Genomic DNA, 24,478 nt, shown 5'->3' with positions numbered 1-24,478 from the left:
CTCCTTAAATCCATATTCTTAGTAATTAACTAAGGATTTAAGGAGCTCGTCAGCAATGAACAAAGTGAGAATGGTGCAGCTCGGGATCCTGGCCACAGTTGGTTTTGCGGGGTTTAGCCTGGTCTGGGTTTTCGGACCTGTTTATGGTGCCATGATTTTTGGCCGACCCATCTACCTTTTGCCACCTTCGCCTCAGCGATATGCGGAATCTGTTTTTGAGATCGCAGAGCGCCAAGGGCTTTATGTCGCCACGCCGGAATTTGCCACCGCCCGCGCAAAAGCTGAGACAGAGCTGGAATATGTGGATACCGTAGCCGATACCTATCCAATTATTGATGCTGTCCTCAAAACTGCTGGCGGTAAACATTCGGCACTTATTGTCCCCGGTCGGATTTCCCCTGAACGGCAGTCGGCACCTTTACCGGAGGTCACCACTCAAGAAGGAATTGCTACGCTCACACTGCCACCTACGGATCAGCAGTGGGATGGGCAAGAATATGCCAATGCAGCTGCCGAACCTTTGGTGAAGTCCATTCAGGGCGGAGCCTGCGGGGTGATCGTCGATTTGCGGGAAAATACCGGTGGCGACCTCGGTCCCATGCTAGCTGGGGTATCAGCTCTCCTGCCCGATGGTGAGGTACTTTGGTTTAGCTCAAGTGGGGGCGATAGCCCCGTGACCATCAAGGGCAATGCCGTAAGTGGGGGAGGAACCCCAACTAAAGCCAGCGCTCAGGGCAAATTTAGGGTTCCCACGGCGCTGCTAATCGACGAAAAAACAGCCAGCTCAGGGGAAGCAACACTCTTGTCCTTTCGGGGTCTAGACCAGAGCAAAACCTTTGGACTGCCCACCGCTGGTTTTGCTACCGCCAATATGACCTTTGAAATGCCGGATGGTGCACGGGTGATGCTTACAGTTGCGCAAAACAAAACCCGCACCGGCGAGACCTTCGGGGAAGATCCCATCGTTCCTGATCAGCTCACTGCTTTTCCAGAACGTGCGGCACGGGAATGGTTACGCACCCAAGGATGCGATATTCATGCTTAATCCAGGATGGCGCCGATAATCTCGCCAATGTTGCCCAGGTGCTGAACTTCGCTCGCCAGGAAATCAGGACCACCGGGGCGTCCCACAATCAAAGCCAGACCATGCTTGCCAATGGGGGCAATGGCTAGAGAAGAATCAAGCAAGGTCCAAGGCTCTGGTACCCAAGTCTCGTGGGAGTTGTTTAGCAAGCGCGCCTCGGTGAGCACAATATTTTCAGGTACGGTGCCATCGTCTTCAGGGGCTGCTTGGGAAGCTGCAATGCGGGTGATGGGGCCTTTAAGGTCAATAATAATCGCCCAGCCAGCAGTCATGGTGCGGGGGATCACGTTGACTAGATCTTCAAGGGCCTTTTTGGTGTTGTGACGGTGGGCAGCAACAGAGGCCAGCATCTGAATTTGGCCTCGGCGGTCAACGGTGCCGGAGAAGGGGCGGATGGAATCAACTTCCACGCCATCAACCTCTTCAGCAGCGGTAATGATGGTATCTGCCATAACCGTGCGGGGAATGGTGATCACAAGATCATCCATTACCGTGCCATTAGGGAAGTGTTCCACCACATCCACGGACTGAATATTGGCCTCAACCACCCCAAGTGCTTCTGCAAGGACTGCCAAGCTACCGGGAGTGTCAGACAACAGAACGCGAATAAGGAAAGACAATGGAATCGCTTCCTTCTAAAATCGGAGGGCTATCAAGGTCAGGATGGTGAAGTTTAAAGGTAGCCCTTCTCACCTTTAGGGTTCGACAGTACCACCGTAATAGAGCATAAGGTTGCACGTCGAGCCTTTTGTTCAAGGTTTGATACCCACTGATTCGACCCACACCAGTCTGTGTCCGCCGGGTGCAGTAAGATTAACCAACAGTTGCGCCCACCTTTTTCAAGACGGGGCGTAAAAGTAGAGATTATATCCATTGTGACTAGCGAAGAGGATCAGAAACCAAGTGCCTGAGATTTCGCGCGACCAGGTCGCTCACCTTGCCAAACTGTCCCGTCTGGCGCTCAGTGAAGAAGAGCTACAGCAATTTGCCGGACAGATCGATGACATTGTCGGTTATGTTTCCGCAGTGCAAAATGTCGATGCCGCTGGCGTTGAGCCGATGAGCCATCCCCATAGCATCACCACCACTATGCGTGAAGATGTTGTTAAGAAGACCTTGAATGCTGAGCAAGCCCTCGATCAGGCACCAGCAGTTGAAGATGGACGTTTTATGGTTCCGCAGATTTTGGGCGAGGGTGACTAATTAATTATGAGCAATAAATACCTCGTAACTGGCTCCGAAAATGAGCTGACTACTAAGACCGCAGCAGAGCTTGCTGGTCTGATCCACTCCCGCGAGGTCACCTCCCGTGAGGTTACCCAGGCGCACCTTGACCGCATCGCTGCAGTTGATACCGATATTCACGCCTTCCTGCACGTCGGTGCAGAGGCTGCGCTCGCGGCGGCTGACGACGTCGATAAGCGCCTTGATGCTGGTGAGGCACCTGCCTCGGCGCTTGCTGGTGTGCCTTTGGCGCTGAAGGATGTTTTTACCACCACTGATGCGCCGACCACGGCTGCATCCAAGATGCTTGAGGGCTACATGAGCCCTTATGACGCTACGGTGACCAAGAAGATCCGTGAAGCTGGCATTCCAATTTTGGGTAAGACCAATATGGATGAGTTTGCCATGGGTTCCTCTACGGAGAACTCAGCTTATGGCCCCACCCACAACCCATGGGATTTGGAGCGCACTGCGGGTGGTTCCGGCGGCGGTTCCTCTGCTGCTTTGGCTGCTGGTGAGGCTCCATTGGCAATTGGTACCGATACCGGTGGATCTATCCGCCAGCCTGCAGCGTTGACCAACACCGTTGGTGTGAAGCCAACCTATGGCACCGTTTCCCGTTATGGCCTGATCGCTTGTGCATCCTCTTTGGATCAGGGTGGCCCAACTGCCCGCAACGTGCTGGATACCGCCCTGCTGCACGAAGTTATTGCAGGTTATGACGCTTTTGATGCCACCAGCGTCAAGCGTCCAGTCGCACCTGTGGTTGCTGCTGCACGTGAGGGCGCCAATGGTGACCTCAAGGGTGTCAAGGTTGGTGTGGTCAAGCAATTTGACCGCGAAGGTTTCCAGCCAGGTGTACTTGAGGCTTTCCACGTATCGGTGGAGCAAATGCGCTCCCAGGGTGCAGAAATCATCGAAGTTGACTGCCCTCACTTTGACGATGCCATGGGCGCTTACTACCTGATTCTGCCTTGTGAGGTTTCCTCCAACCTGGCACGTTTTGATGGTATGCGTTATGGCCTGCGCGTTGGCGATGATGGAACCCACTCTGCCGATGAGGTTATGGCTCTTACCCGCGCTCAGGGCTTTGGTCCTGAGGTTAAGCGGCGCATCATTCTGGGTACCTACGCATTGTCCGTGGGTTACTACGACGCTTATTACCTCCAGGCACAGCGTGTGCGTTCTTTGATTGCACAGGACTTTGCCAAGGCATATGAGCAGGTAGATATCTTGGTTTCCCCAGCAACCCCAACCACCGCCTTCAAGTTGGGTGAGAAGGTTACCGATCCGCTGGAGATGTACAACTTTGACCTCTTCACCTTGCCACTGAACCTGGCTGGTCTAGCTGGTATGTCCCTGCCTGCTGGTTTGGCTTCCGATTCCGGTCTGCCGGTTGGCCTGCAGCTCATGGCTCCTGCCTTCCACGATGATCGTTTGTACCGCGTTGGTGCAGCATTCGAGGCTGGCCAGAAGTAACAACCAGCTTTAAAAGGACCGAGCCTCTGAGGCTCGGTGCGCCCAGTTTCCTCCACTGTTAAAGGGTGAGGGAGCTGGGCTTTTCCTATCTCCAGGGTATTTCCAGGTGCATGCATGTAGCGGCTGCATTTGGGGCAGCACGCGAGGCTACATGTGGGGTTGAAACCTCAAGAGAAATTTTTAGGTGCGCTGGCGGATAAGTTTTGTTAGGCTTGCCTTCACCGTACTTAAAGATATATCGAAAATGAGGAATTTATGAGCCAGCCAGAAACGTCAGTGCCCACCGGGGCAGCCGGAACAGCCGGAACGGCAGGAGCAGCAGGACAGCCCCCACGCGGGCGCAAAAATATGAAGGCCAAGCAGGCAACTGTGCTGGCTAAGCAGCAGATCTCCCCAGATCTCATTCGCCTGAAGTTTGCCAGCCCCGAGATGATCGGAGTGGAGCTGCCCTTTAGCGATCACTACATCAAGCTTTTCTTTATTCCTGAAGCAGCCGATTATAGCTGGCCTTTTGATCTGGCAACCATCCGCGAGACCGTCCCGCGTGAGAAACATCCCGTCACTCGCACCTACACTCTGCGTACCTTTGATAGCGCAAGCGGGGAATTTGAGGTGGATTTTGTGGCTCACGGCGATACCGGACTGGCGGGACCGTGGGCACAGCGCGCGCAGATCGGCGATCAGCTCGGCTTTGCCGGCCCTGGTGGTGGCTGGAAACCAGAAGACTCCTATGAGCACTTTGTTCTGGCCGGCGATGAGGCCGCAGCCCCTGCAATTTTTGCCGCATTGGAACAATTGCCAGCGGGTACCACCGCCACAGCATATGTAGAAATTGCCAATAAGCAGGCGCTTTTCGACGCCCCCAGCGGCCCAGCAATTGAGGTGGTCTGGGTGCCCCGCGATGGTGCCACCCACGGCACCAAGCTTATCGACGCCGTCCGCGCAGGCGGATATCCCGAAAAGAAGACTTCGTGGTTTATCCACGGCGTTGCAGAAATGGTGAAAGAAACTCGCCGTTTCCTCTTTGTTGACGGCCAGGTGGCAAAAGAAGATGCCTCAATTTCTGGTTATTGGCGCCTGGGCATGACTGAGGATCAGTGGCAAATAACCAAGCGTCAATTTAATGAAGAAAATGAGGCAGCGGAACGAGCAGCTTTAGAGTCTTAATTAGTGAGCGTCGGAAACGACAAAGGCGGTAGCAGCGGCACCTGCAGTAGCAATGATTACTGCAGGCCAGGCGCCAACCTTCTTAGCTAGTGGGTGGGAAAGCCCAAAAGCGCCAACGTAGGTGGCAAGGAGGCCAGCGGTGACAGCTGGTCCCTTCTTTTCATTCCAAGTGCGTGCTGCCAAGGCGCCGGAAGCAACCAAAGGAATGGTGCCCAGAGGACGGATTCCGGATTCACGAGCAGTGAGCCAACCGCCAATGAGACCTGCTGCCACGACGGTTGCAGTGCTGACCTTTTGTGCATCTTTGAGTTTCAGTTCCATGGCATGCCAGTTTAGGACTTCGTCCCAGATTTGTGCCATCTCATGCCCGAATAAAAGTTGTGGCCTGTACCTCATGTCTGATCAGACATACTATTTTCTAATCAAAAACTGCAGTTAAATGCCGGAAAAATAGTCTCTAAGCTGTAAATATGGTTTTTTTCACAGTTCTGGTGTCACCTTTTTATGTGATTGTTCCGGCAGGCAGCCTGTGATGGGTTTAATATGGGAGACATGCGAATTGCCACTCTCACGTCAGGCGGCGACTGCCCCGGACTTAATGCAGTAATCCGAGGAATTGTCCGCACTGCAAGCAATGAATTCGGATCCACCGTAGTGGGTTATCAAGATGGTTGGGAAGGCTTATTGGCCGACCGCCGCGTCCAGCTTTATGACGATGAAGGAATTGACCGTATCCTTCTCCGCGGTGGCACTATCTTGGGCACTGGCCGCCTCCACCCAGATAAGTTCAAGGCTGGAATTGACCAGGTTAAGGCAAATCTTGAGGATGCAGGCATTGACGCCCTCATCCCAATTGGTGGCGAAGGCACCCTCAAGGGTGCAAAGTGGCTTTCCGATAATGGAATCCCCGTCGTTGGCGTGCCAAAGACCATTGATAATGACGTTAATGGCACCGACTTCACCTTCGGTTTTGATACCGCAGTAGCAGTTGCAACTGACGCCGTTGACCGTTTGCACACCACCGCAGAATCCCACAACCGCGTGATGATCGTTGAGGTTATGGGCCGCCACGTTGGTTGGATTGCCCTGCACGCCGGCATGGCTGGTGGTGCTCACTACACTGTTATCCCTGAAGTTCCATTTGATATTTCAGAGATCTGCAAGGCCATGGAGCGTAGATTCCAAATGGGCGAGAAGTACGGCATTATCGTCGTGGCCGAAGGTGCACTTCCCAAGGAAGGAACCATGGAGTTACGTGAAGGCCATGTTGACCAGTTTGGTCACAAGACCTTCACCGGTATCGGCCAGCAGATTGCCGATGAAATCCACGGACGTTTGGGCCACGATGTCCGCACCACGGTACTCGGCCACATTCAGCGTGGCGGCACCCCAACTGCCTTTGACCGCGTCTTGGCTACTCGTTATGGTGTGCGTGCAGCTCGCGCCTGCCATGAGGGTGACTTTGACAAGGTGGTGGCACTCAAGGGTGAGCGCATTGAGATGATTTCCTTTGAGGATGCCGTTGGCACCCTCAAGCAGGTTCCAATGGAGCGTTGGGTGACTGCCCAAGCAATGTTTGGATAAAATTTAAAACAGCAGGCCACACCTAGAATCCGGCTTTTCCACTGCGAGTGGGAGAGCCGGATTTTTGTGCCTGAAACCAAAGTGATAAGAAAATGTGATCCAAGTGACTTGACTTGGGTTGTAGTGACGGGTTATCTTCAATGAAACACAATGCAATCGATTGCATTCTGAGCAACTAGCCTTCAATGCGGTGAAAGAAAGGTGGTGAAAAGATGGCTTCTGAGATTCCCTCATCTCGCGCTTTGCCTCCGACAAGGAAACGAGCAACAACGTTAAAGGACATTGCGAGAGTCACTGAGCTTTCAGTGAGCACAGTTTCTCGGGCTCTAGCTAACAATGCAAGCATTCCGGAATCCACCCGGCAGCGGGTGATAGAAGTAGCTGAAAAGCTTAACTACCGTCCAAATGCTCAAGCTCGTGCTTTGCGAAAATCTCGAACAGACACCATCGGCGTGATTATTCCGGATATTCAGAATCCGTATTTTTCTTCCCTCGCCGCTGCGATTCAGACCGTCGCCCGACAAGTGGGCGTATCCACAATTTTGTCCAATTCGGAAGAGAATCCGGAGATTCTTAGTCAGACGTTGGACATTATGGATGATCAGCGCCTGGATGGGATTATTGTCGTTCCGCATATCCAGTCAAAGGAAAAGGTAGTGGAGCTCTCTTCAAGGGGAGTACCAATTGTTTTGGTTGACCGCTCCTTTGAAGAAACTTCGATTCCTTCGGTTACCTCGGACCCAGTGCCAGGAATGACTCAAGCATTTGACCTATTGTGCGCCGCCGAAGTGCAGTTGGGGTATTTGGCTGGCCCTCAAGATACCTCAACAGGCAGGCAGCGCTTAGACACTTTTGAGAAGTTGTGCATAACACGAGACATAACTGGATCGAGCGTTTACTACGGCGGTTATCGTCAAGCTTCAGGTTATGAGGGCACAAAGATTCTTCTCCAACAAGGTGCTTCGGCAATTATTGCTGGCGATTCCATGATGACGATTGGAGCTCTTCATGCCATCCATGAATTGAATCTCAAAATAGGTAAAGAAATTCAGTTAATTGGCTTTGATAATAATCCCACCTTCCGTCTGCAAAACCCTCCTTTAACCATTATCGACCAGCATGTTCAAGAAATGGGAAAAATCGCTTTCGACATTTTGCAAAAGCTTATAGATGGAGAAAAAGCGCAAGAGTCCGTTCTTTTGCCAACCAGTCTGGAAATACATGGTTCCACCGCGGTTTCTCTAAAAGCCTTTGAGAAAAACCGAAAGGCCAGCAAGAAGAGGAATAAAGAGAAGGAGGCGGGTTAAAGATGGCACAGGAACAAGAACGTTTTGTAAATAGTAGGATTAGCGAATTTATTCATGCGGTTGATCCCAAACCCGTTTTGCAATTGGATAAGGTTTCAAAATCCTTTGGTCCAGTAAATGTAATCAATGAAGTAAGTATTGACGTTCGTCCTGGCAAAGTTTTAGCTTTGCTTGGCGAAAACGGAGCCGGCAAATCGACCCTGATCAAGATGATGTCTGGTGTTTATCAACCAGACGGAGGCCGAATCTTAGTTGATGGTAGACCGGTTACCTTGCCTGATACGAGAGCCGCGGAAGCCTTGGGTATTGCCACCATCCACCAAGAACTTAATCTCGTTCCCTCCATGACAGTGGCTGAAAACGTCATGTTGGGTCGCACCCCAAGAAGATTTGGATTAGTAAATTTTAAGCATTTGCGAAGAGAGGCACAGGCTGCCCTCGATTTGATCGGGGTTGATGTAGATATCAATGCTGAGGTTGGTGGCTTGGGCATTGCCCGTCAGCAGATGGTGGAAATTGCCAAGGCGCTCTCTATGAATGCCCGGATCCTGATCTTGGATGAGCCGACTGCTGCACTTACCGGACGTGAAATTGATCAGCTATTTAAAGTTGTTGACGATCTTAAGGCTAAGGGCGTCGCAATGGTGTTCATTTCGCATCACCTAGATGAAATTGCGCGCATTGGTGACACCGTATCGGTGCTTCGGGATGGCCAGTTTATTGCAGAACTACCCGCGACCACCGATGAAGATGAACTTGTGCGTCTGATGGTGGGTAGAAGTATTGAAAATCAATATCCTCGCGTTCAACCTGAACTCGGTGAGACCCTGCTAGAACTTCGAAATTTGAATGCAGCCGGTAGGTTTAGCGATATTTCGCTGAAGGTAAGAGCAGGAGAGGTTGTCGGCCTAGCAGGCTTGGTCGGTGCTGGTCGCACTGAAGTAGTACGTTCGATTGCCGGAGTAGATCCAATCGACTCGGGCGAAGTTCTCGTTGCAGGAGAGAAAATCCGAGCGGGCGATATCTCAGATGCAATTCGGCATGGTATCGGCCATATTCCTGAGGATCGTAAAGCTCAAGGCTTGGTTTTAGGATCCTCGGTCGCAGAGAATTTGGGTTTGGCAACGATGGCGAGCACGTCAAAGTTGGGTTTAGTTAACCGAAAAGGCCAACTCGAGCGGGCAACAGACGTTGCAAACAAGCTCAGAATCCGAATGGCGGATATTAAACAGCCCATCCGAGACTTATCCGGAGGTAACCAACAAAAAGCTGTTTTTGGCCGTTGGGTACTTGCAGGTTCCAAGGTCTTGTTACTCGATGAGCCGACGCGCGGAGTTGATGTCGGAGCCAAAGTTGAGATCTACAACATCATTAATGAAGTCACAGCCAGAGGCGGGGCAGTGTTAATGGTGTCGTCGGAGCTCCCAGAAGTACTAGGAATGGCAGACCGCATCTTAGTGATGTCGGGTGGCCGAATTGCTGGCGAATTACCCGTTCAAGGCACTACCCAAGACGATGTGATGGCATTGGCCGTTTCCCAGATCGACGACTCAATTACCGCAGAAGCCGCAGCAAGAATAGACGCCCAAAAGGAGGAAAAGTGAGCACTGCTGAAACTAGTTCCCACTCAATTAAGACCTCAGAGAAGACACCGGCCCCAGGGCCAAAATCCAAAGGATTCGCAAGCTCAGGGATCGGGCAGTGGATGCTCAATAACGGAGCGCTCGTTGGACTAATTGTCCTTTGCGTAGGACTTTTTATTGCCACCCCACACTTTCTTACCGTACCAAACCTAATTAATATCGGAATTCAGTCCGCCACCGTGGCTATTTTGGCTTTCGGTATGACTTTCGTAATCGTTACCGCCGGTATTGATCTCTCTGTGGGATCGGTGGCTGCATTAGGAGCCATGACCTCTGCCTATTTCTTTTCAGAAGTCGGTCTTCCAGGCTGGATTACGCTCATCATCGGCCTTCTGATTGGTTTGTTGGCCGGTGCAATTTCGGGAATCTCCATTGCCTACGGAAAACTCCCGGCATTCATCGCTACTTTGGCGATGATGTCCATCGCCCGCGGTATTACCTTGGTTATCTCCCAGGGCTCACCAATTCCAAGTGCTCCTGCAGTTAATGCCTTAGGACGCACCTACTTTGGAATTCCCATGCCCATCTTGATGATGGCACTGGCCGGAATCGTGTGTTGGTTCATTCTTAGCCGCACTGTGCTGGGGCGCTCCATGTACGCAATTGGCGGAAACATGGAAGCAGCTCGCCTCTCTGGCCTTCCCGTAAAGCGCATTTTGGTAATGGTCTATGCCCTAGCCGGAGTGTATGCAGCGCTGGCCGGGTTGGTGATGACAGGTCGCTTATCATCCGCACAGCCACAAGCAGGTGTTGGATATGAGCTCGATGCCATCGCTGCGGTAGTTATCGGAGGCGCCTCCTTAGCAGGTGGTTCCGGTAAAGCAACAGGCACACTTATCGGCGCAATCTTGTTGGCAGTTATCAGAAATGGCTTGAACATTTTGAATGTTTCCTCGTTCTGGCAACAGATTGTTATCGGTTGTGTGATCGCCATTGCCGTCGGTTTTGACGTTATTCGTAATAAGACTTCCAAATAGTATTTTCTACCCGTCTCTGAAAGGACACCTATCTCATGAACACCCGTAAGATCCTTGCCCTGACCACTTCTGTAGCTCTTGCTTTCAGCGTTGCTGCCTGCAACCGTGAGTCCTCAGACACCTCTGCAGAAGGCGGAGCCACCGAAGGTTCCATCACCTTGGCTCTCTCAACTCAAACCAACCCTTTCTTCGTGCAATTGCGTGATGGAGCACAGGAAAAGGCAGATGAACTTGGCGTGACCCTCAACGTTCAGGATGCGTCGGATGATGCTGCAACACAGGCTAACCAGCTCAATAATGCTGTGACCACCGGAGCTGGCGTGGTTATCGTCAACCCCACTGATTCGGATGCAGTGGTTCCTTCCGTGGAGGCTTTGAATCAGGCCGATATTCCAGTCGTTGCGGTGGATCGTTCTTCAAATGGCGGAGAAATTGCTTCCTTCGTTGCCTCCGATAATGTAGCGGGTGGAGCACAGGCTGCAGCAGCACTGGCAGAGGCAATTGGTGGTACCGGCGAGATCATCATTTTGCAGGGTATTGCCGGTTCCTCAGCATCTCGCGACCGTGGTAAGGGCTTTGAGGAAGAAATTGCAAAGCATAGCGGCATTACTGTTGCTGCGAAGCAAACTGCCAATTTTGATCGTGCAGAAGGCCTCGATGTAGCTACCAACTTGTTACAAGCGCATCCAAACGTGAAGGCCATTTTCGCAGAAAATGATGAAATGGCACTTGGCGCGATTGAGTCTCTAGGCGACCGTGCAGGTAAGGATGTAATGGTTGTGGGCTTCGATGGAACCTCTGATGGCCTTAAAGCAGTGGAAGATGGTCGCATGTTGGCAACCATTGCACAGCAGCCTGAGGAACTGGGTGCCAAGGCTGTGGAAGAGGCTGCCAAGCTCCTCCGTGGTGAGGACGCACAGACCGATGTCCCAGTTGAGGTTGTTACTGTCAAGCTCGACAATGTCGCAGATTTTAAGTAGGGGCAGTGAAAAAGTCTGGCATTCTCAATCCTGATTTAAGCTATGCAATTGCGCGCTTAGGGCACACTGATACCTGGGCCATTGCTGACTGTGGATTACCTATTCCAGAGCATGTCGAGGTTATTGATCTCGCTCTCGTATTTGGGATCCCGAGCTTCGCGCAGGTGGTTGCTGCGATCCTAAATGAGGTCGTGGTGGAGGGCGTTTTTATTGCTGAGCAAACGCCCGCTGCCATTCGAGAACTTTTGCACACTGAGGCGGAAGAAATTTCACATGAAGAGCTAAAGGAACGAATTTCTAACTGCGCATTTGTCGTAAGAACTGGGGAAACGACCCCGTACGCAAACGCGATTTTCAAAGCTGGGGTCTCCTTCTAAAGTAGCTTGTCGACGCCCCAACGCCGTGCCCCCCAAAGTGATGCGGGGAGTGCGGCGTTTTTGCGTCGAAAAGCATTTTAAAAAGAGTGAATTTAATAGCTTTGTAGTTTGCTTATATCTAAAATAGGACAAATGTCAATTCTACGACTATATTCATCTCATGCAATTCGCTGAAAACCCGCGTCTGGCGAACGACGCGGTGATTCTGGAGCCACTGTCACATCAGTGGACTGCAGATCTCCAAGAAGCTGTCGCCTCACAAGAATTGTGGCGCCATTGGTTCGTCGCTCTACCTACCCCAGAGGGCATGGCAGAGGAAATTGACCGTCGTTTGGCAGAGCAGGCTGATGGACTGTGTGCTCCTTGGGCGATCATTTCAACTGCTACTGGCCGTGCTGTTGGAATGACCTCCTTCCATACACTTGACCATGCAAATAAACGTCTAGAAATCGGTCGCACCTGGATGTCTGCGCACGTCCATGGCACTGGAATTAATCCAGCCACGAAATTCCTGCAGTTGGAACGCGCCTTTGAAATCTTGGGCGTTAATGCTGTGGAATTTCGCACCAACTGGCATAATCACCGTTCCCGCGCTGCTATCGAGCGTTTGGGTGCAAAGCAGGACGGTGTACTGCGTAAACATAAGATTCATCCCGATGGAACTGTGCGCGATACCGTGATCTATTCCATCACCAATGATGAGTGGCCAGCAGTCAAGCTTACTTTGATTGAACGCTTGTACCGTCGCTTGCAGGTGCCAACAATGCCTAATGAAGCAGCATTTTTTGACGCCAGCTAAAGCAGCTTAAAAACTTTCCTGTTGATCTCAACCGGCTTTTCCCTCTATCTCCGTGTACACGGGGTGAAAATGGGGGAGAAGCCGGTTCTTTTTTGTAAATAGGGGACTTTCACCATATTCTAAGTAAATATTGAGATGAAAAATAGAAATCGTCTCAAATAGTGAGAACTGAATTATTTTCCACATTTTCGTGCAGGTGCACGAACAAAGCTTTGATCGGATAAGAACTTGAGTACAACGACACAAGTGAGCCCCACCAAATCCGACGATAAAGCCGCATATATCGCAGCGTTGGGTTTCCCCGTATTGGTCATCATTGGCGGAATCATTGGTTTTAGCGCCTCAGATGCAGTGCTGAACCTATCTTCATGGGTCAATCCACTTTTGGGCATCGTCATGTTTGCCATGGGATTAACCCTCAAACCAGTTGACTTTACACTCGTGCTGAAAAGGCCATTGCCAGTACTTATTGGCGTTGTAGCGCAATATGTCATCATGCCTCTGTTGGCCGTCTTTGTGGTGTGGATTATGCAACTGCCTGCAGAAATCGCTGCTGGTGTGATCCTCGTTGGCTGTGCGCCCGGCGGAACGTCCTCCAACGTGGTGTCCTATCTGGCACGCGGTGATGTTGCTTTGTCCGTCACCATGACCTCTATTTCCACGCTAATTGCTCCAGTGCTAACTCCAATGCTCACCCTGTGGCTAGCTGGTCAATACATGCCTCTTGATGGCGGTGCCATGGCCCTGTCCATTGTGAAGATGGTGTTGGTTCCAGTTATTGGCGGCCTGGTTATCCGCATGATCTTCCCTAATCTGGTGACCAAGATCCTTGGCCTTTTGCCCTGGGTTTCGGTGCTCGCAATTTCTATGATTGTGGCCATTGTGGTTGCCGGATCTCGCGAAAAGATCGTTGAGGCAGGCCTTTTGGTGCTGGTTGCGGTGATTATTCACAATGGTTTGGGCTATGGGCTGGGTTATTTGGCTGGTAAATTCACAGGTCAGCCAGCTGCTTCCCGCCGCACCATGGCCATTGAAGTAGGAATGCAAAACTCCGGCCTGGCTGCAGGCTTGGCAGCGCAGTATATGTCTCCAATGTCAGCACTTCCAGGCGCCATCTTCTCGGTGTGGCATAACCTTTCAGGCGCTATTTTGGCAGCTATTTGTCGTACCGTGGATAAACGGGCCGCCGAAAAAGCAGCGGCCAGCAACCGCTAGGCGTCGATAAGCACAAGGCACTGAACACCTAGCCCTGAGGCAGGTGGGTGAGATGGCACTTCCCGTTTTCTTGGGGGAGTGCTATTTTTCTGTCCACCCCATGTCCACATTGCTGAGTAATGAGGGCTAGAATAATAACCCATGACTGCAGCCTTTTATGATCTGATGGACTTCGATGAAGTTCTAGAGAAGTATGACCCCGTTATGGGTCTTGAGGTCCACGTCGAGTTGGGCACTGAGACCAAGATGTTCTCAGCATCTTCTGCTAACTTCGGCGCTGAACCTAATAGCAACGTCGATCCAGTTTCCTTGGGCCTTCCAGGCGCTTTGCCTGTGGTTAATGCCAAGGGTGTGGAATGGGCTATCAAGATTGGTTTGGCGCTGAACTGCAGCATCGCTGAATCCTCTCGCTTTGCACGCAAGAATTATTTCTACCCAGACCAGCCAAAGAACTACCAGATCTCCCAGTATGACGAGCCTATTGCTTATGATGGCTACCTTGATGTCGTGCTTGAAGATGGCACCGAGTGGCGGGTAGAGATCGAACGCGCACACATGGAGGAAGACACCGGAAAGCTCACCCACCTGGGTGGCACTTCCGGCCGTATTCACGGCGCAACCGCTTCTTTGGTGGACTGCAACCGTGCCGGCATTCCACTTATTGAGATCGTGACCAAGCCAATTGAAGGCGCCGGTGCCCGCGCACCTGAGATCGCCAAGGCTTATGTCTCTGCGCTGCGTGACCTGGTTAAGGCCCTTGGGGTATCTGACGGCCGCTTGGATCAAGGTTCTATGCGTGTCGACGCAAACCTTTCGCTGCGCCCAATCGGCCAGCAGGAGTTTGGTACTCGTACCGAAACCAAGAACATTAACTCCCTGAAGTCTGTTGAGCAGGCTATTTACTTCGAAATGCAGCGCCAGGCTCAGGTGCTGGACAATGGTGGAGTTATCGATCAGGAAACCCGCCACTACCAGGAAACCGATGGTTCTACCTCTAAGGGTCGTCCAAAGGAGACCGCAGAGGATTACCGTTACTTCAACGATCCTGACCTGCCTCCAGTGATTGCTCCGCGCGAGTGGGTGGAAGAAATCCGTGCTACTTTGCCAGAGTTGCCTTGGGTGCGCCGTGCACGTATCCAGGAAGAATGGAAGCTGTCCGACGCTGAAATGCGTGACCTTATCAATGCCAATGCGCTTGATTTGATCATTGAGACTGTTGAGGCTGGCACCACTCCTGATGAGGCTCGCGCCTGGTGGGTTTCCTACATTTCCCAAAAGGCCAATGAGGCTGGCGTGGAATTGGACGCCCTCGGAATTAGCCCCAGCCATGTCGCCCGCGTGGTGGCCTTGGTTTCTGAAGGCAAGCTCACCAATAAGCTGGCACGTCAGGCTATCGATGGCGTTATTGCTGGCGAAGGCGATGTAGATGCAGTTGTTGCAGCTCGTGGCCTCGAGGTTGTCCGCGATGACGGAGCTATTGAAAAGGCCGTTGATGATGCTTTGGCTGCAAACCCTGACATCGTAGAGAAGTACCGTGCCGGCAACACCAAAGTGACCGGTGCGATTGTGGGTGCTGTTATGAAGGCAACCCGCGGTAAGGCCGATCCTGCACAGGTAAATCAGTTGATTGCCAAGAAGCTCGCCTAAGTTTTTAGGCTGAGAAGCTGCTCTAAAATCCGCTGCGTGGCACAGCGTTAACCTCGCCCGCCAAAAGGTGCTTCCCATATGGGAAGCACCTTTTGTTTTACTTATGACGCATTTCGGGTTAAGTAGCAGCGGGCCACAATCAGGGAGGGGAACTCGCATTAAGTAGTTTCTTCGTTTCTTTTGGCCCTCTGGGCAACCTTGCCACCTAATTTTATTCATCATTTTTGGCCTACTTTTTTGAACCGTTTCGAGGTCACCGGATTGGGTAAATCGAAGGAGATTTTTGGGCACTGGGGCAGGAGGTGCTGGATCGTCATTAAAAGTTTCGTCTAAGTGACGAATCTATTTTGATATTTAGTTTATTTTGAGATTACCAGTGCTTTTAAACGGCAAATAAGTGCGTTTGAGGCTTTTGTCGGGCTTTAAAAGTGATATTTCTAGTCCTTCTATGAAGGGCGTGTGGGGTGGGCTTAAAAATGGCTCCTGGAGTCAGTGGGGGAGTGTCATTTTCGGCGATTATGCGAAGTTGAATTGGAAGCCGAGACTGCCAAATTTCTTTTAGCTCGTTAAGGCGAGGGGCAGAAACCAAGTTAAGGGAGTTTTCCTTTTGGGAGTGCAGTGTGCTCTTGGGAGGCTTTTTCCCGGATCGTGTTTGACCACCTCTGAAGTGCTGAAATCTAACTTCAAAATAATTACTTGACATGGAAAGTATTTAGGCTTACGCTAATGAGCATGATCAAAGAGCTGCTGAACAAATTGTTCGGAAACAAAGAAGTTTCCCCAGCAATGACCCCATCTCAAACTCAAACTCATAAGGAGACAAAAATCATGACCAACTACACCATTTTCGGCAAGGGCAACATGGCAACCGCTATTGCAGGCGTTTTGACCAAGGGCGGCGCAACCGTAGAGCACATCGACTCCGCAGAGTCCGCTACTGCCACCATTAATGGTGACGTTGTTATCTTGGCTGTTCCTTACCCAGCAGTAGACGACATTATCGCTAACCACAATGCTGCTCTTGCAGGCAAGACCGTTATCGACATCACCAACCCACTGAACTTCGAGACCTTCGATTCTCTCGTAGTACCAGTTGGTTCCTCCGCAACCGCAGAGATCCAGGCTCAACTTCCTGAGTCCCGCGTTCTTAAGGCTTTCAACACCAACTTTGCTGCTACCTTGGCTACCGGCAAGGTAGGCGACCTCACCACCACCGTTTTGGTTGCAGGTGACAATGAGGCTGCTAAGTCCGCTCTGATCACCGACGTTAACGCTGGTGGCCTGGACGCACTTGACGCAGGTTCCCTCAAGCGCGCTCACGAGCTGGAGGCTGTTGGATTCCTGCAGCTCACCCTTGCAGGTTCCGAGAAGATCTCCTGGACCGGCGGCTTTGGTCTTATCAAGTAAGACTTCTTCCTAAAAAGAACACCCCAGCTGGCTTTTTAGCCAACTGGGGTGTTTTTCTGGCATTGGGCACATTTTCCGAGCACAATGGGGCATATGGCTTATCAACCTGCGGACAACCGCTATGACTCAATGCTTTATCGTAAGGTCGGAAACTCCGGGCTTAAACTGCCGGCAATTTCCCTCGGCCTGTGGCACAACTTCGGCGATGACAAATCCTTGGAAACCCAGCGCGCAATCATCCACCGCGCTTTTGACAGGGGAGTAACCCACTTTGACCTGGCCAATAACTACGGTCCACCCGCCGGATCTGCAGAAATCAACTTTGGCCGCATTCTCCAAGAAGACCTCAAAAACCACCGCGATGAACTGATCATTTCTTCCAAGGCGGGCTGGGATATGTGGCCTGGCCCCTATGGATTTGGCGGCTCCCGCAAATATTTGGTGAGCTCCCTAGACCAGTCCCTTAAGCGCCTCGGCGTGGACTATGTGGATATTTTCTACCACCACCGTCCAGACCCAGATACTCCGCTGGAGGAAACCCTCTACGCCCTGCGCGATATCGTCGCCTCCGGCAAAGCTCTCTACGTTGGCATTTCCTCCTATGGCCCAGAACTCACGGCAGAAGCTGCAGAGTTTATGGCGGAGGAAGGCTGCCCACTGCTTATCCACCAGCCCAGCTACTCCTTGGTTAACCGCTGGGTGGAGGAGCCTGGTGACGACGGCGAATCCCTGCTGGAAACTGCCGCTAATAATGGCCTTGGTGTGATTGCCTTTTCACCGCTGGCGCAGGGATTGCTGACTGATAAATACCTCAACGGCATTCCTGAGGGTTCCCGCGCCTCCCAAGGAAAGTCCCTTTCCGAGGGCATGTTGAGCGTGGAAAATATTGATATGGTCCGCCGTCTCAATGATATTGCTCAGGAACGTGGTCAGACCCTAGCTCAAATGGCATTGGCCTGGGTCCTGCGTGAACAGGGCGAATACGGTGCCGATACCGTAACCAGTGCGCTCATCGGCGCATCTTCGGTGCCACAGTTGGACAATAGCCTTGATTCTTTGCAGAACCTGACCTTCAGCGATGCCGAGCTTGAGGCTATTGATGAGATTGCGCACGACGCCGGTATTAACCTGTGGGCGCGGGCGACCGAGTCCAAAACCCGTGCTGAATAGGGGTTTAACCCATCAAAATCAGCTTGAGGGCAAGTCCTGAAAGCACCAGCGCCACACCCACATTGATCCAGCGCCAGACCTTGGGGCTGGACAATGGGCGCGATAGCGCAGCCGCCCCATAACCCACCGCCGGGAACCAAATGAGGCTGGCTGCAAAGGCGCCGGCCGCAAAAATCCAGCGCCCAGTCTCACCATATTGCGCACCCACGCCGCCAATAAAAACAAAAGAATCCAAATAGGCATTGGGGTTGAGCCAGGTCAGCACAATGGCCATCAACATGGGCTTTATCCACACCGGACGATTGTCGACGGATCCCTGCTTACTGTCGATCTTTAATCGGCGACGGGTATCAGTGGCCACCGCCGAACCGCCCCCACCTGCGGTGGGGAAATCTTCAGGGACAGTAGGTTCAGTCTCTTCAATAATCGTGGTGGCATCATCTTTTGCCTGGAGTGCATCCTTGGCAGCCAAGACCGCGAACCACAGCAAATAAGCAATGCCACACCAGCGCAAAATATCCAGCACAATCGGGGCGGTATTGGACAATAAGCCCACGCCTAAAGTGCCCGCGCTAAAAAGCACGATGTCGGATAAGAGACACACAATAATTACTGCAGTGATGCCCTCGCGTTTAATTCCTTGTTTAATCACCAGTACATTCTGCGGACCGATTGCCAGCAACAGACTGGCTCCCAAAAGCAGACCTGTCATGAAGATTTCCATGCAGATATAGTCACTCAGAATCGAAGTTAAGTAAAATGATTGGTTCTTAACATGGTTTAGAATTGCTTCATGAACCCTTTGCACCTAGAAACCCTGCTGGCCATTGTGGATGAAGGCAGCTTTGAAGGCGCGTCATTGGCGCTGTCGATTTCACCCTCTGCAGTGAGCCAGCGTATTAAAGCGCTGGAGCACTTCGTGGGTCGAGTACTGGTTTCAAGGTCACAACCTGCCAAAGCAACTGATGCTGGGGAAGTGCTCGTCCAAGCAGCTCGCAAAATGGCATTGTTACAAGCAGAAACCAAAGCGCAACTATCGGGACGGCTGGCGGAGATTCCACTCACCATCGCCATTAATGCGGACTCTCTATCAACTTGGTTTTCACCAGTTTTTGCCGAGGTGGGAAGCTGGGGTGGGGCGACATTATCACTACGTATTGAGGATGAAGCCCATACACTTTCTTTGCTCAGGCGTGGAGATGTACTGGGAGCGGTGACAACTGAAGAAAAGCCCGTGGCGGGATGCGAATCCGTGCGTCTGGGTGTGATGCGTCATCTGCCTGTAGCTACGCCTACTTTTCGCGATACCTATCGCACTGAAGTCGGATTGGACTGGGCTGCGATGCCAGTGTTGAGATTTGGCCCTAAGGATGTGCTCCAAGATGGAGACTTGATCGGCCGGGTAAAAGGCCCAATTCCGCGCAGACGCATATCAATTGTGCCCTCAGCAGAAGGATTTGGGGAAGCGGTACGTTTGGGATTGGGCTGGGGGCTATTGCCAGAGGCTCAAGCCGCGCCGATGCTACAGTCCGGTGACGTGGTGTTATTGGATGAAAATTTTGTTGATACACCCATGTATTGGCAGCGTTGGCGCCTGGAGTCAAGGTCTTTAGCTAGACTTACCGAGGTTGTTGTCAACGCTGCCAAAGGTGGTTTAAGAGCCTAATTACTTTTGGAAAGGCTCTGGGTTTTTAACTTCTTCACCGGCTGGGATTGGTCCAGGCAGGGTAACGCCAGGAGCGAAAGGTGAACCGCCGAGCTTTTCACGGCCGTGTGGGGTGCTAAAGCCGCTGAGATCAGGGCCAACTGGCACGATCTGGGTGGGGTTGATCTCGGCGTGTGTGATGTAATAGTGCTGCTTGATTTCGGTGAAGTCGGTGGTGTCACCAAAACCTGGGGTCTGGAAAAGGTCACGCAAATAGCCCCACAGATTAGGCATCTCCGTGATCTTATTGCGTCCACACTTGAAGTGGCCGTGGTAGACGGCGTCGAAACGCACCAGGGTGGGGTAAAGGCGAATATCAGCCTCGGTGATGTGGTCGCCCATCAGGTAGCGGCGCGTCGACAAGCGTTCTTCCAGCCAGTCCAGCGCAACCCAGAGGCGCTCATATGCCTCGTTGTGGGCTTCCTGGCTGCCGGCAAAGCCGGTGCGGTAGACGCCATTGTTGACCTCGGTGAAGATGCGCTTCATCACTGGCGCCATCTCCTCGCGCAGCTCCTCGGGGTAGAGATCTGGAGCGCCCTCGCGGTGGAATTTCTTCCACTGGAGGTTGAAGTCAATGGTGATGAAAGGGTAGTCATTGGTGACAACCTTCTTGGAGGATTCCTCAACAATGGCAGGAACGGTGATGCCACGTGGGTAATCAGGGAAGCGGTTGAGATACGCCTCCTGTAAACGTGGGATCTGCAAAACGGGATCAACTTCGCCAGGATCAAGATCAAAGGTCCAGGAGCGAACATCGTGGGTAGGACCTGCAAGCCCGAGGGAAATGACGTTTTCTAGGCCGAGCAAACGTCGGGTGATAACAGTGCGGTGGGCCCAAGGACAAGCGCGCGCTGCGACGAGACGGTAACGTCCAGCCTCAACAGGCCAATGGAAGGTTCCATCAGATTGGGCGACGGGGGCGGATCCTTCGGGAACGTCCGCGACAATGCGGTCGGTGATGTAATTGGTATCGCGCACAAACTCGCCATCTGGTGAGGCGTTTTGTGGGGCTCCGGCCCAATTGGAAGTGTCTTTAGCCATGGTCAGTCCTCCTTGAAGATTTATATGATATATCAACAACCTTAGGGGAAGGGCGCTAACTTAGCAAGGGAACGAGTTTTCGACTCCCAAAGGAAGGGGAGTCCCAGTTGATTGCTAAAGTAACCCCTCATCATGGCAAAAGGCATTTCTAGTTTTGAAGATTTAAATAAACCGCACTCCACCCGCAAGATAAAATCACTTATCTCTGGAGCGATCACGCTGGTAGTGGTGGGTATAGCGCTGGTTGCATTCTTTTTAAATGGGGCAGCAGAACCAACCCCTGAAGCTGCAGCGCCGTCGACGACGAGCAGTAGCTCAAATACAAAAACAAGCACCATGGAAACGAGCACGGCACGCTCATCTACGACGGCTCCGACCAGCAGCTCTGCGCCAACCACAACTGTGCAGAGCACCACAACTGTGTCAACGAGTACTGCACGGGCAGTGGCTAAAGATTTTTACGCCCTGCTGGCAACCTTGGATGTTAAAGGCCGTGCGCCGTCTACTGGATATGATCGCGATAATTTTGGCCAAGCTTGGACCGATGATGTTGATGTGGAATTTGGCCACAATGGTTGTGACACCCGTAATGACATCCTGCGCCGCGATCTTGTAAACACCGAAATTCGCCCAGGAACCAATGATTGCGTAGTGGTTTCTGGAACCTTGAATGATCCATATTCCGGAACTGTGATGGATTTTGTCCGCGGACCGCGTTCAGGCGAGGTACAAATTGATCACGTTGTTGCTCTCGCAGATGCGTGGGCTAAGGGAGCGCAGCAGTGGGATGAACAAACTCGCTGGAATTTTGCCAATGATCCAGATAACCTCCGGGCTGTAAACGGTGAGCTAAACCAGCAAAAAGGCGCCGGAGATGCAGCAACCTGGCTGCCACCAAACAAAGCTGTGCGTTGTGATTATGCAAAATCTATTATCACGGTGAAAGCCCGCTATGGACTGTGGGTAACAGACGCTGAGCAAACCGCACTGCGCACCCAATTGGATACCTGTACCGCTTAAGAAAATCCGAATTTTCCTGCCGGCATTCCGGCGCGCCGAGTTAATATCCACCCCCGTGGCTTAACTTCGCATATTCTGGGCACCATGACTGACAACTCGCGAAATTCCGACCCTAAGTTTGATTCGGCAGATCTCAGTGACCTAGATGATGATTCCGTGATCCCTACCTACCGTGGGGGATCACCAACGGCGAATTCCACCAACGCCTCCGATAAGCTGTATGACCGCACTGGTCGCGCAGCACCGCAGAACATCTCGCCCCGCAGCCCTCAGGATAATACCGAGACCTCTGCATTTGAGCGTCCTGAAGTAGCGCAGTCCACCCCGCTGGCGCCAGTAGCGCCGACCCCTGCCACCGGGGGCGCGTCGACAAGCAGTCCTCTGGCCTCTGATGCGCCAACAACAGTGACCCCGCAGCCCACGCGCCAAATTGCGCGCGAGGAAGCCTATACGGCACCACAGGAATCCTATGCGGATACTGATTTTGCGCCCGTTGTGGCTGCGCCCGTAGCAGAGCAGCCACTTGAGGAACAGCCCACCATTATTGAGGATGCACGCCGTGGCACCCTTGACTTTGGTCTTTTGATTATTCGCGTCGTCATTGGTTTGTATTTGATTGTGCGCGGCGTATTTACCTTCTTCACCTTGGGTGGATCTGAAGGTTTGGCCGGGTTGGAAGCTGAATTTGCCACCTATCAGTGGCCTGAAATCCTGGCTATTTTGCTGCCTTCTATTGAGCTGGCCGCTGGTGTGTTCTTGCTGCTGGGTCTGATGACTCCGGTAGCTGCAGCTGTGGCAACCGTTGCGACCTCCTTTACCACCTTGCACCAGGTCAATATTCATGAAGGTGGTTGGGGCAATTTGGATGAACCAATTATGCTCGCGCTGATTCTCACTCTGGTGGTTATTGGTTTGCAGTTTACTGGCCCGGGCAAGATTTCCTTGGATTCTGGCCGTGGTTGGGCACGCCGTCCGCTGGTGAGCTCCTGGATCTTTGTGGTTGTGGGCATTGTTCTCGCTGGCCTACTGTGGTGGTTTGGTGCAGGTATCAACCCACTTAACTCCAGTTCTTTGATGTAATTCGAAGCTGCAGCAAGGCAAAAAATCCGGCGTGATCCTTAAAAAATGATCACGCCGGATTTTTCTTTTTAGACATGGGGGAGGTCTTTGGAGATACGCACCTCAAAGAGGTGAGGCACGGTGCGATAGAGGTGGTCGCTAAGCATCACTGTATTTGCTGGGGTATCGCAGGGGAGTTCAATATCGGCAAGGAGCTGATGACCGCTCCACCGTGCGCGAATGGAATTGACCTTTAATCCAGGCGCGAAGGAATGCAGTGCGCGGTCAATATTGTCCAGCACGGAATCTTCCACGCCATCCATCAAACGGCGCAGCACTGTGCGCATTGAGGAATAAAGCACGGCAGTAATGGCAAAGGCGATAAAGAGACCGATAAGTGGGTCAATCCAATGCAAGCCAGCCATTGATCCCAGCACGCCAAGAATTACGGCTAGGGAAGTTAGTGCATCGGCGCGAGCGTGATATCCCTCGGCCACCAGCGCCGCAGAACCAATTCGTTTGCCAGCGCGGATGCGATACATTGCCACAGCTTCGTTGCCTATCGCACCAACAATTGCAGCCGCAATAACCCACCAGCTGTGGCTGAGATCGCGCGGATGGCTAAGGGCAATAAGTGATTCCCACAAAATGATGGCAACAGAAACCGCAATCGCAGCACCAATAACAAGGCCTACCAGGTCCTCGGCACGACCAAAACCATAGGTGTAATTACGGGTTGCTGGGCGCCTACTGATGTGGAAAGCGATGATCAGCGGGATGGTAGTGGCCAAGTGTCCCAAAGTGTGGATGGTATCGGCGAGAAGTGCTACCGAACCGCTTAGGTACACAATAATTAGCTGCACAATGGCGGTGATTCCCATACCGATGAGGCTGATCCAGGCTGCACGAATGCCGATTCTACTGGCCTCATCGAAAGTGGTGTCAAGATCAGTTTGCTCCAAATGGTCATGGCTATGTGGGGTGAAGCTATGCAGGATTTTTGCTGCGAGTCCGCCACCGTGCTCATGGTCGTGATGATCCTCGTGGTTGTCATGATGATGGTGGTCATGGCCGTGGCCGCCGTGGTGGTGTAAGTCGGCTGTGGTATTCATGATTGCCATCATACCTGCGCAAGTATGCAGATAAGGCTTAAGGGCTAAGATAGATACATGCATGAAAAATTGGTGAACCCAATTCCAGATGAGGAACACTCACAAATCGCAGCAGAAACCTTTAGAATGCTCGCAGATGCTACGCGAGTGAGGATTTTGTGGGCCCTTTTTCATGAGGAGTTAAGCGTTAATGCTTTAGCAGAACACGTGGGAGCACTTCCTACTGCGGTGAGCCAGCATTTAGCTAAACTGCGCCTTGCCGGACTGGTAAACAGTAGGAGGGAAGGCACCTTTGTGTACTATTCCGCGAGCGATGCGCACGTCAAGGCACTGGTTGCACAGTCTTTGTATTATGCCGAGCATGTAAGTGGCACCGCTTAAACGCTGGTTTAGCAGCTGACTTAAAAGCCACCAAAAATAGCCTCAGGCATCCGTCGAAAAGCACTCTTAAGCCCAAAGCGCCTCCCACGCACCGCAAACG

General features: G+C 52.1%; 24 protein-coding genes. 19 read left to right on the top strand and 5 right to left on the bottom strand.

Annotated features, from left to right (window positions below):
• Positions 1–55 precede the first annotated feature (55 nt).
• Positions 56–1,045, top strand: a complete 990-nt coding sequence (locus SFC07_RS07575) for a S41 family peptidase (protein ID WP_411207621.1) — start codon at positions 56–58, stop codon at positions 1,043–1,045.
• On the opposite strand, the gene SFC07_RS07570 is transcribed toward SFC07_RS07575, so the two are convergent.
• Positions 1,042–1,704 (bottom strand): amino acid-binding ACT domain protein, encoded by a 663-nt coding sequence (locus SFC07_RS07570; RefSeq protein ID WP_411207620.1) that lies wholly within the window; start codon positions 1,702–1,704, stop codon positions 1,042–1,044. The two genes, SFC07_RS07575 and SFC07_RS07570, sit on opposite strands and share 4 nt — an antisense overlap.
• 283 nt (positions 1,705–1,987) lie before the next feature.
• Between SFC07_RS07570 and gatC the strand changes: the two genes are divergently transcribed.
• The 3 genes from gatC (at position 1,988) to SFC07_RS07555 (ending at position 4,954) form a co-directional block, all read left to right on the top strand.
• Complete coding sequence (gene gatC / locus SFC07_RS07565; RefSeq protein ID WP_015651030.1) at positions 1,988–2,287, top strand: Asp-tRNA(Asn)/Glu-tRNA(Gln) amidotransferase subunit GatC; 300 nt, start codon at positions 1,988–1,990, stop codon at positions 2,285–2,287.
• Between the two features lie 6 nt (positions 2,288–2,293).
• On the top strand, positions 2,294–3,787 hold the full coding sequence (gatA, locus tag SFC07_RS07560) for an Asp-tRNA(Asn)/Glu-tRNA(Gln) amidotransferase subunit GatA (protein ID WP_411207619.1): 1,494 nt from the start codon (positions 2,294–2,296) through the stop codon (positions 3,785–3,787).
• Between the two features lie 348 nt (positions 3,788–4,135).
• Positions 4,136–4,954 (top strand): siderophore-interacting protein, encoded by an 819-nt coding sequence (locus SFC07_RS07555; protein WP_411207675.1) that lies wholly within the window; start codon positions 4,136–4,138, stop codon positions 4,952–4,954.
• On the opposite strand, the gene SFC07_RS07550 is transcribed toward SFC07_RS07555, so the two are convergent.
• Positions 4,955–5,275, bottom strand: a complete 321-nt coding sequence (locus tag SFC07_RS07550) for a hypothetical protein (RefSeq protein WP_411207618.1) — start codon at positions 5,273–5,275, stop codon at positions 4,955–4,957.
• A gap of 231 nt (positions 5,276–5,506) precedes the next feature.
• Between SFC07_RS07550 and SFC07_RS07545 the strand changes: the two genes are divergently transcribed.
• The 11 genes from SFC07_RS07545 to mgrA all read left to right on the top strand — a co-directional run bounded on the left by SFC07_RS07545 (position 5,507) and on the right by mgrA (position 18,060).
• Positions 5,507–6,538, top strand: coding sequence for a 6-phosphofructokinase (locus SFC07_RS07545; protein WP_411207617.1), 1,032 nt, complete (start codon positions 5,507–5,509; stop codon positions 6,536–6,538).
• 212 nt (positions 6,539–6,750) lie between these two features.
• A complete protein-coding gene (locus tag SFC07_RS07540; RefSeq protein WP_411207616.1) occupies positions 6,751–7,845 on the top strand; it encodes a LacI family DNA-binding transcriptional regulator in 1,095 nt (364 codons plus the stop codon).
• A gap of 2 nt (positions 7,846–7,847) precedes the next feature.
• Positions 7,848–9,449 carry a sugar ABC transporter ATP-binding protein gene (locus tag SFC07_RS07535; RefSeq protein WP_411207615.1) on the top strand — a complete coding sequence of 534 codons (1,602 nt, stop codon included), beginning with the start codon at positions 7,848–7,850 and terminating at the stop codon, positions 9,447–9,449.
• A 101-nt stretch (positions 9,450–9,550) separates the two neighbouring features.
• Positions 9,551–10,465, top strand: a complete 915-nt coding sequence (locus SFC07_RS07530; RefSeq protein ID WP_411207614.1) for an ABC transporter permease — start codon at positions 9,551–9,553, stop codon at positions 10,463–10,465.
• A gap of 35 nt (positions 10,466–10,500) precedes the next feature.
• A complete protein-coding gene (locus SFC07_RS07525; protein ID WP_411207613.1) occupies positions 10,501–11,445 on the top strand; it encodes a D-ribose ABC transporter substrate-binding protein in 945 nt (314 codons plus the stop codon).
• A gap of 5 nt (positions 11,446–11,450) precedes the next feature.
• Positions 11,451–11,822 (top strand): D-ribose pyranase, encoded by a 372-nt coding sequence (rbsD, locus tag SFC07_RS07520; protein WP_411207612.1) that lies wholly within the window; start codon positions 11,451–11,453, stop codon positions 11,820–11,822.
• Positions 11,823–11,982: 160 nt separating this feature from the next.
• Positions 11,983–12,621 carry a GNAT family N-acetyltransferase gene (locus SFC07_RS07515; RefSeq protein WP_411207611.1) on the top strand — a complete coding sequence of 213 codons (639 nt, stop codon included), beginning with the start codon at positions 11,983–11,985 and terminating at the stop codon, positions 12,619–12,621.
• A 246-nt stretch (positions 12,622–12,867) separates the two neighbouring features.
• Positions 12,868–13,836 (top strand): bile acid:sodium symporter family protein, encoded by a 969-nt coding sequence (locus tag SFC07_RS07510; RefSeq protein ID WP_411207609.1) that lies wholly within the window; start codon positions 12,868–12,870, stop codon positions 13,834–13,836.
• 141 nt (positions 13,837–13,977) lie between these two features.
• Positions 13,978–15,483 carry an Asp-tRNA(Asn)/Glu-tRNA(Gln) amidotransferase subunit GatB gene (gene gatB / locus SFC07_RS07505; RefSeq protein WP_411207608.1) on the top strand — a complete coding sequence of 502 codons (1,506 nt, stop codon included), beginning with the start codon at positions 13,978–13,980 and terminating at the stop codon, positions 15,481–15,483.
• 828 nt (positions 15,484–16,311) lie between these two features.
• On the top strand, positions 16,312–16,890 hold the full coding sequence (locus SFC07_RS07500) for an NADPH-dependent F420 reductase (RefSeq protein WP_411207674.1): 579 nt from the start codon (positions 16,312–16,314) through the stop codon (positions 16,888–16,890).
• Between the two features lie 84 nt (positions 16,891–16,974).
• The gene (mgrA, locus tag SFC07_RS07495; protein WP_411207673.1) at positions 16,975–18,060 is read left to right on the top strand and encodes an L-glyceraldehyde 3-phosphate reductase; all 1,086 of its coding nucleotides are present in this window, start codon (positions 16,975–16,977) and stop codon (positions 18,058–18,060) included.
• A gap of 4 nt (positions 18,061–18,064) precedes the next feature.
• Here mgrA and lysE read toward each other — a convergent pair whose 3' ends face one another.
• On the bottom strand, positions 18,065–18,784 hold the full coding sequence (gene lysE / locus SFC07_RS07490) for an L-lysine exporter (protein ID WP_411207606.1): 720 nt from the start codon (positions 18,782–18,784) through the stop codon (positions 18,065–18,067).
• Between the two features lie 69 nt (positions 18,785–18,853).
• Here lysE and SFC07_RS07485 point away from each other — a divergent pair, with 69 nt between their 5' ends.
• Positions 18,854–19,726, top strand: coding sequence for a LysR family transcriptional regulator ArgP (locus SFC07_RS07485; protein ID WP_411207605.1), 873 nt, complete (start codon positions 18,854–18,856; stop codon positions 19,724–19,726).
• On the opposite strand, the gene SFC07_RS07480 is transcribed toward SFC07_RS07485, so the two are convergent.
• On the bottom strand, positions 19,727–20,806 hold the full coding sequence (locus SFC07_RS07480; RefSeq protein WP_411207604.1) for a glutathione S-transferase family protein: 1,080 nt from the start codon (positions 20,804–20,806) through the stop codon (positions 19,727–19,729).
• 132 nt (positions 20,807–20,938) lie between these two features.
• On the opposite strand from SFC07_RS07480, the gene SFC07_RS07475 reads away from it, so the two are divergent.
• A complete protein-coding gene (locus SFC07_RS07475) occupies positions 20,939–21,826 on the top strand; it encodes an HNH endonuclease family protein (protein WP_411207603.1) in 888 nt (295 codons plus the stop codon).
• An 84-nt stretch (positions 21,827–21,910) separates the two neighbouring features.
• Positions 21,911–22,906 (top strand): DoxX family membrane protein, encoded by a 996-nt coding sequence (locus SFC07_RS07470; protein WP_411207601.1) that lies wholly within the window; start codon positions 21,911–21,913, stop codon positions 22,904–22,906.
• Positions 22,907–22,974: 68 nt separating this feature from the next.
• On the opposite strand, the gene SFC07_RS07465 is transcribed toward SFC07_RS07470, so the two are convergent.
• A complete protein-coding gene (locus SFC07_RS07465; protein ID WP_411207600.1) occupies positions 22,975–23,997 on the bottom strand; it encodes a cation diffusion facilitator family transporter in 1,023 nt (340 codons plus the stop codon).
• 57 nt (positions 23,998–24,054) lie between these two features.
• Here SFC07_RS07465 and SFC07_RS07460 point away from each other — a divergent pair, with 57 nt between their 5' ends.
• The gene (locus SFC07_RS07460; RefSeq protein WP_411207599.1) at positions 24,055–24,378 is read left to right on the top strand and encodes an ArsR/SmtB family transcription factor; all 324 of its coding nucleotides are present in this window, start codon (positions 24,055–24,057) and stop codon (positions 24,376–24,378) included.
• Positions 24,379–24,478 lie beyond the last annotated feature (100 nt).

The organism is Corynebacterium callunae (genome assembly GCF_046592015.1).
GTDB classification, from domain to species: Bacteria; Actinomycetota; Actinomycetes; order Mycobacteriales; family Mycobacteriaceae; genus Corynebacterium; species Corynebacterium callunae_A.
Note: the sequence above shows the minus strand (reverse complement) of the source record. Positions and strands in the feature narration are given on the sequence as shown.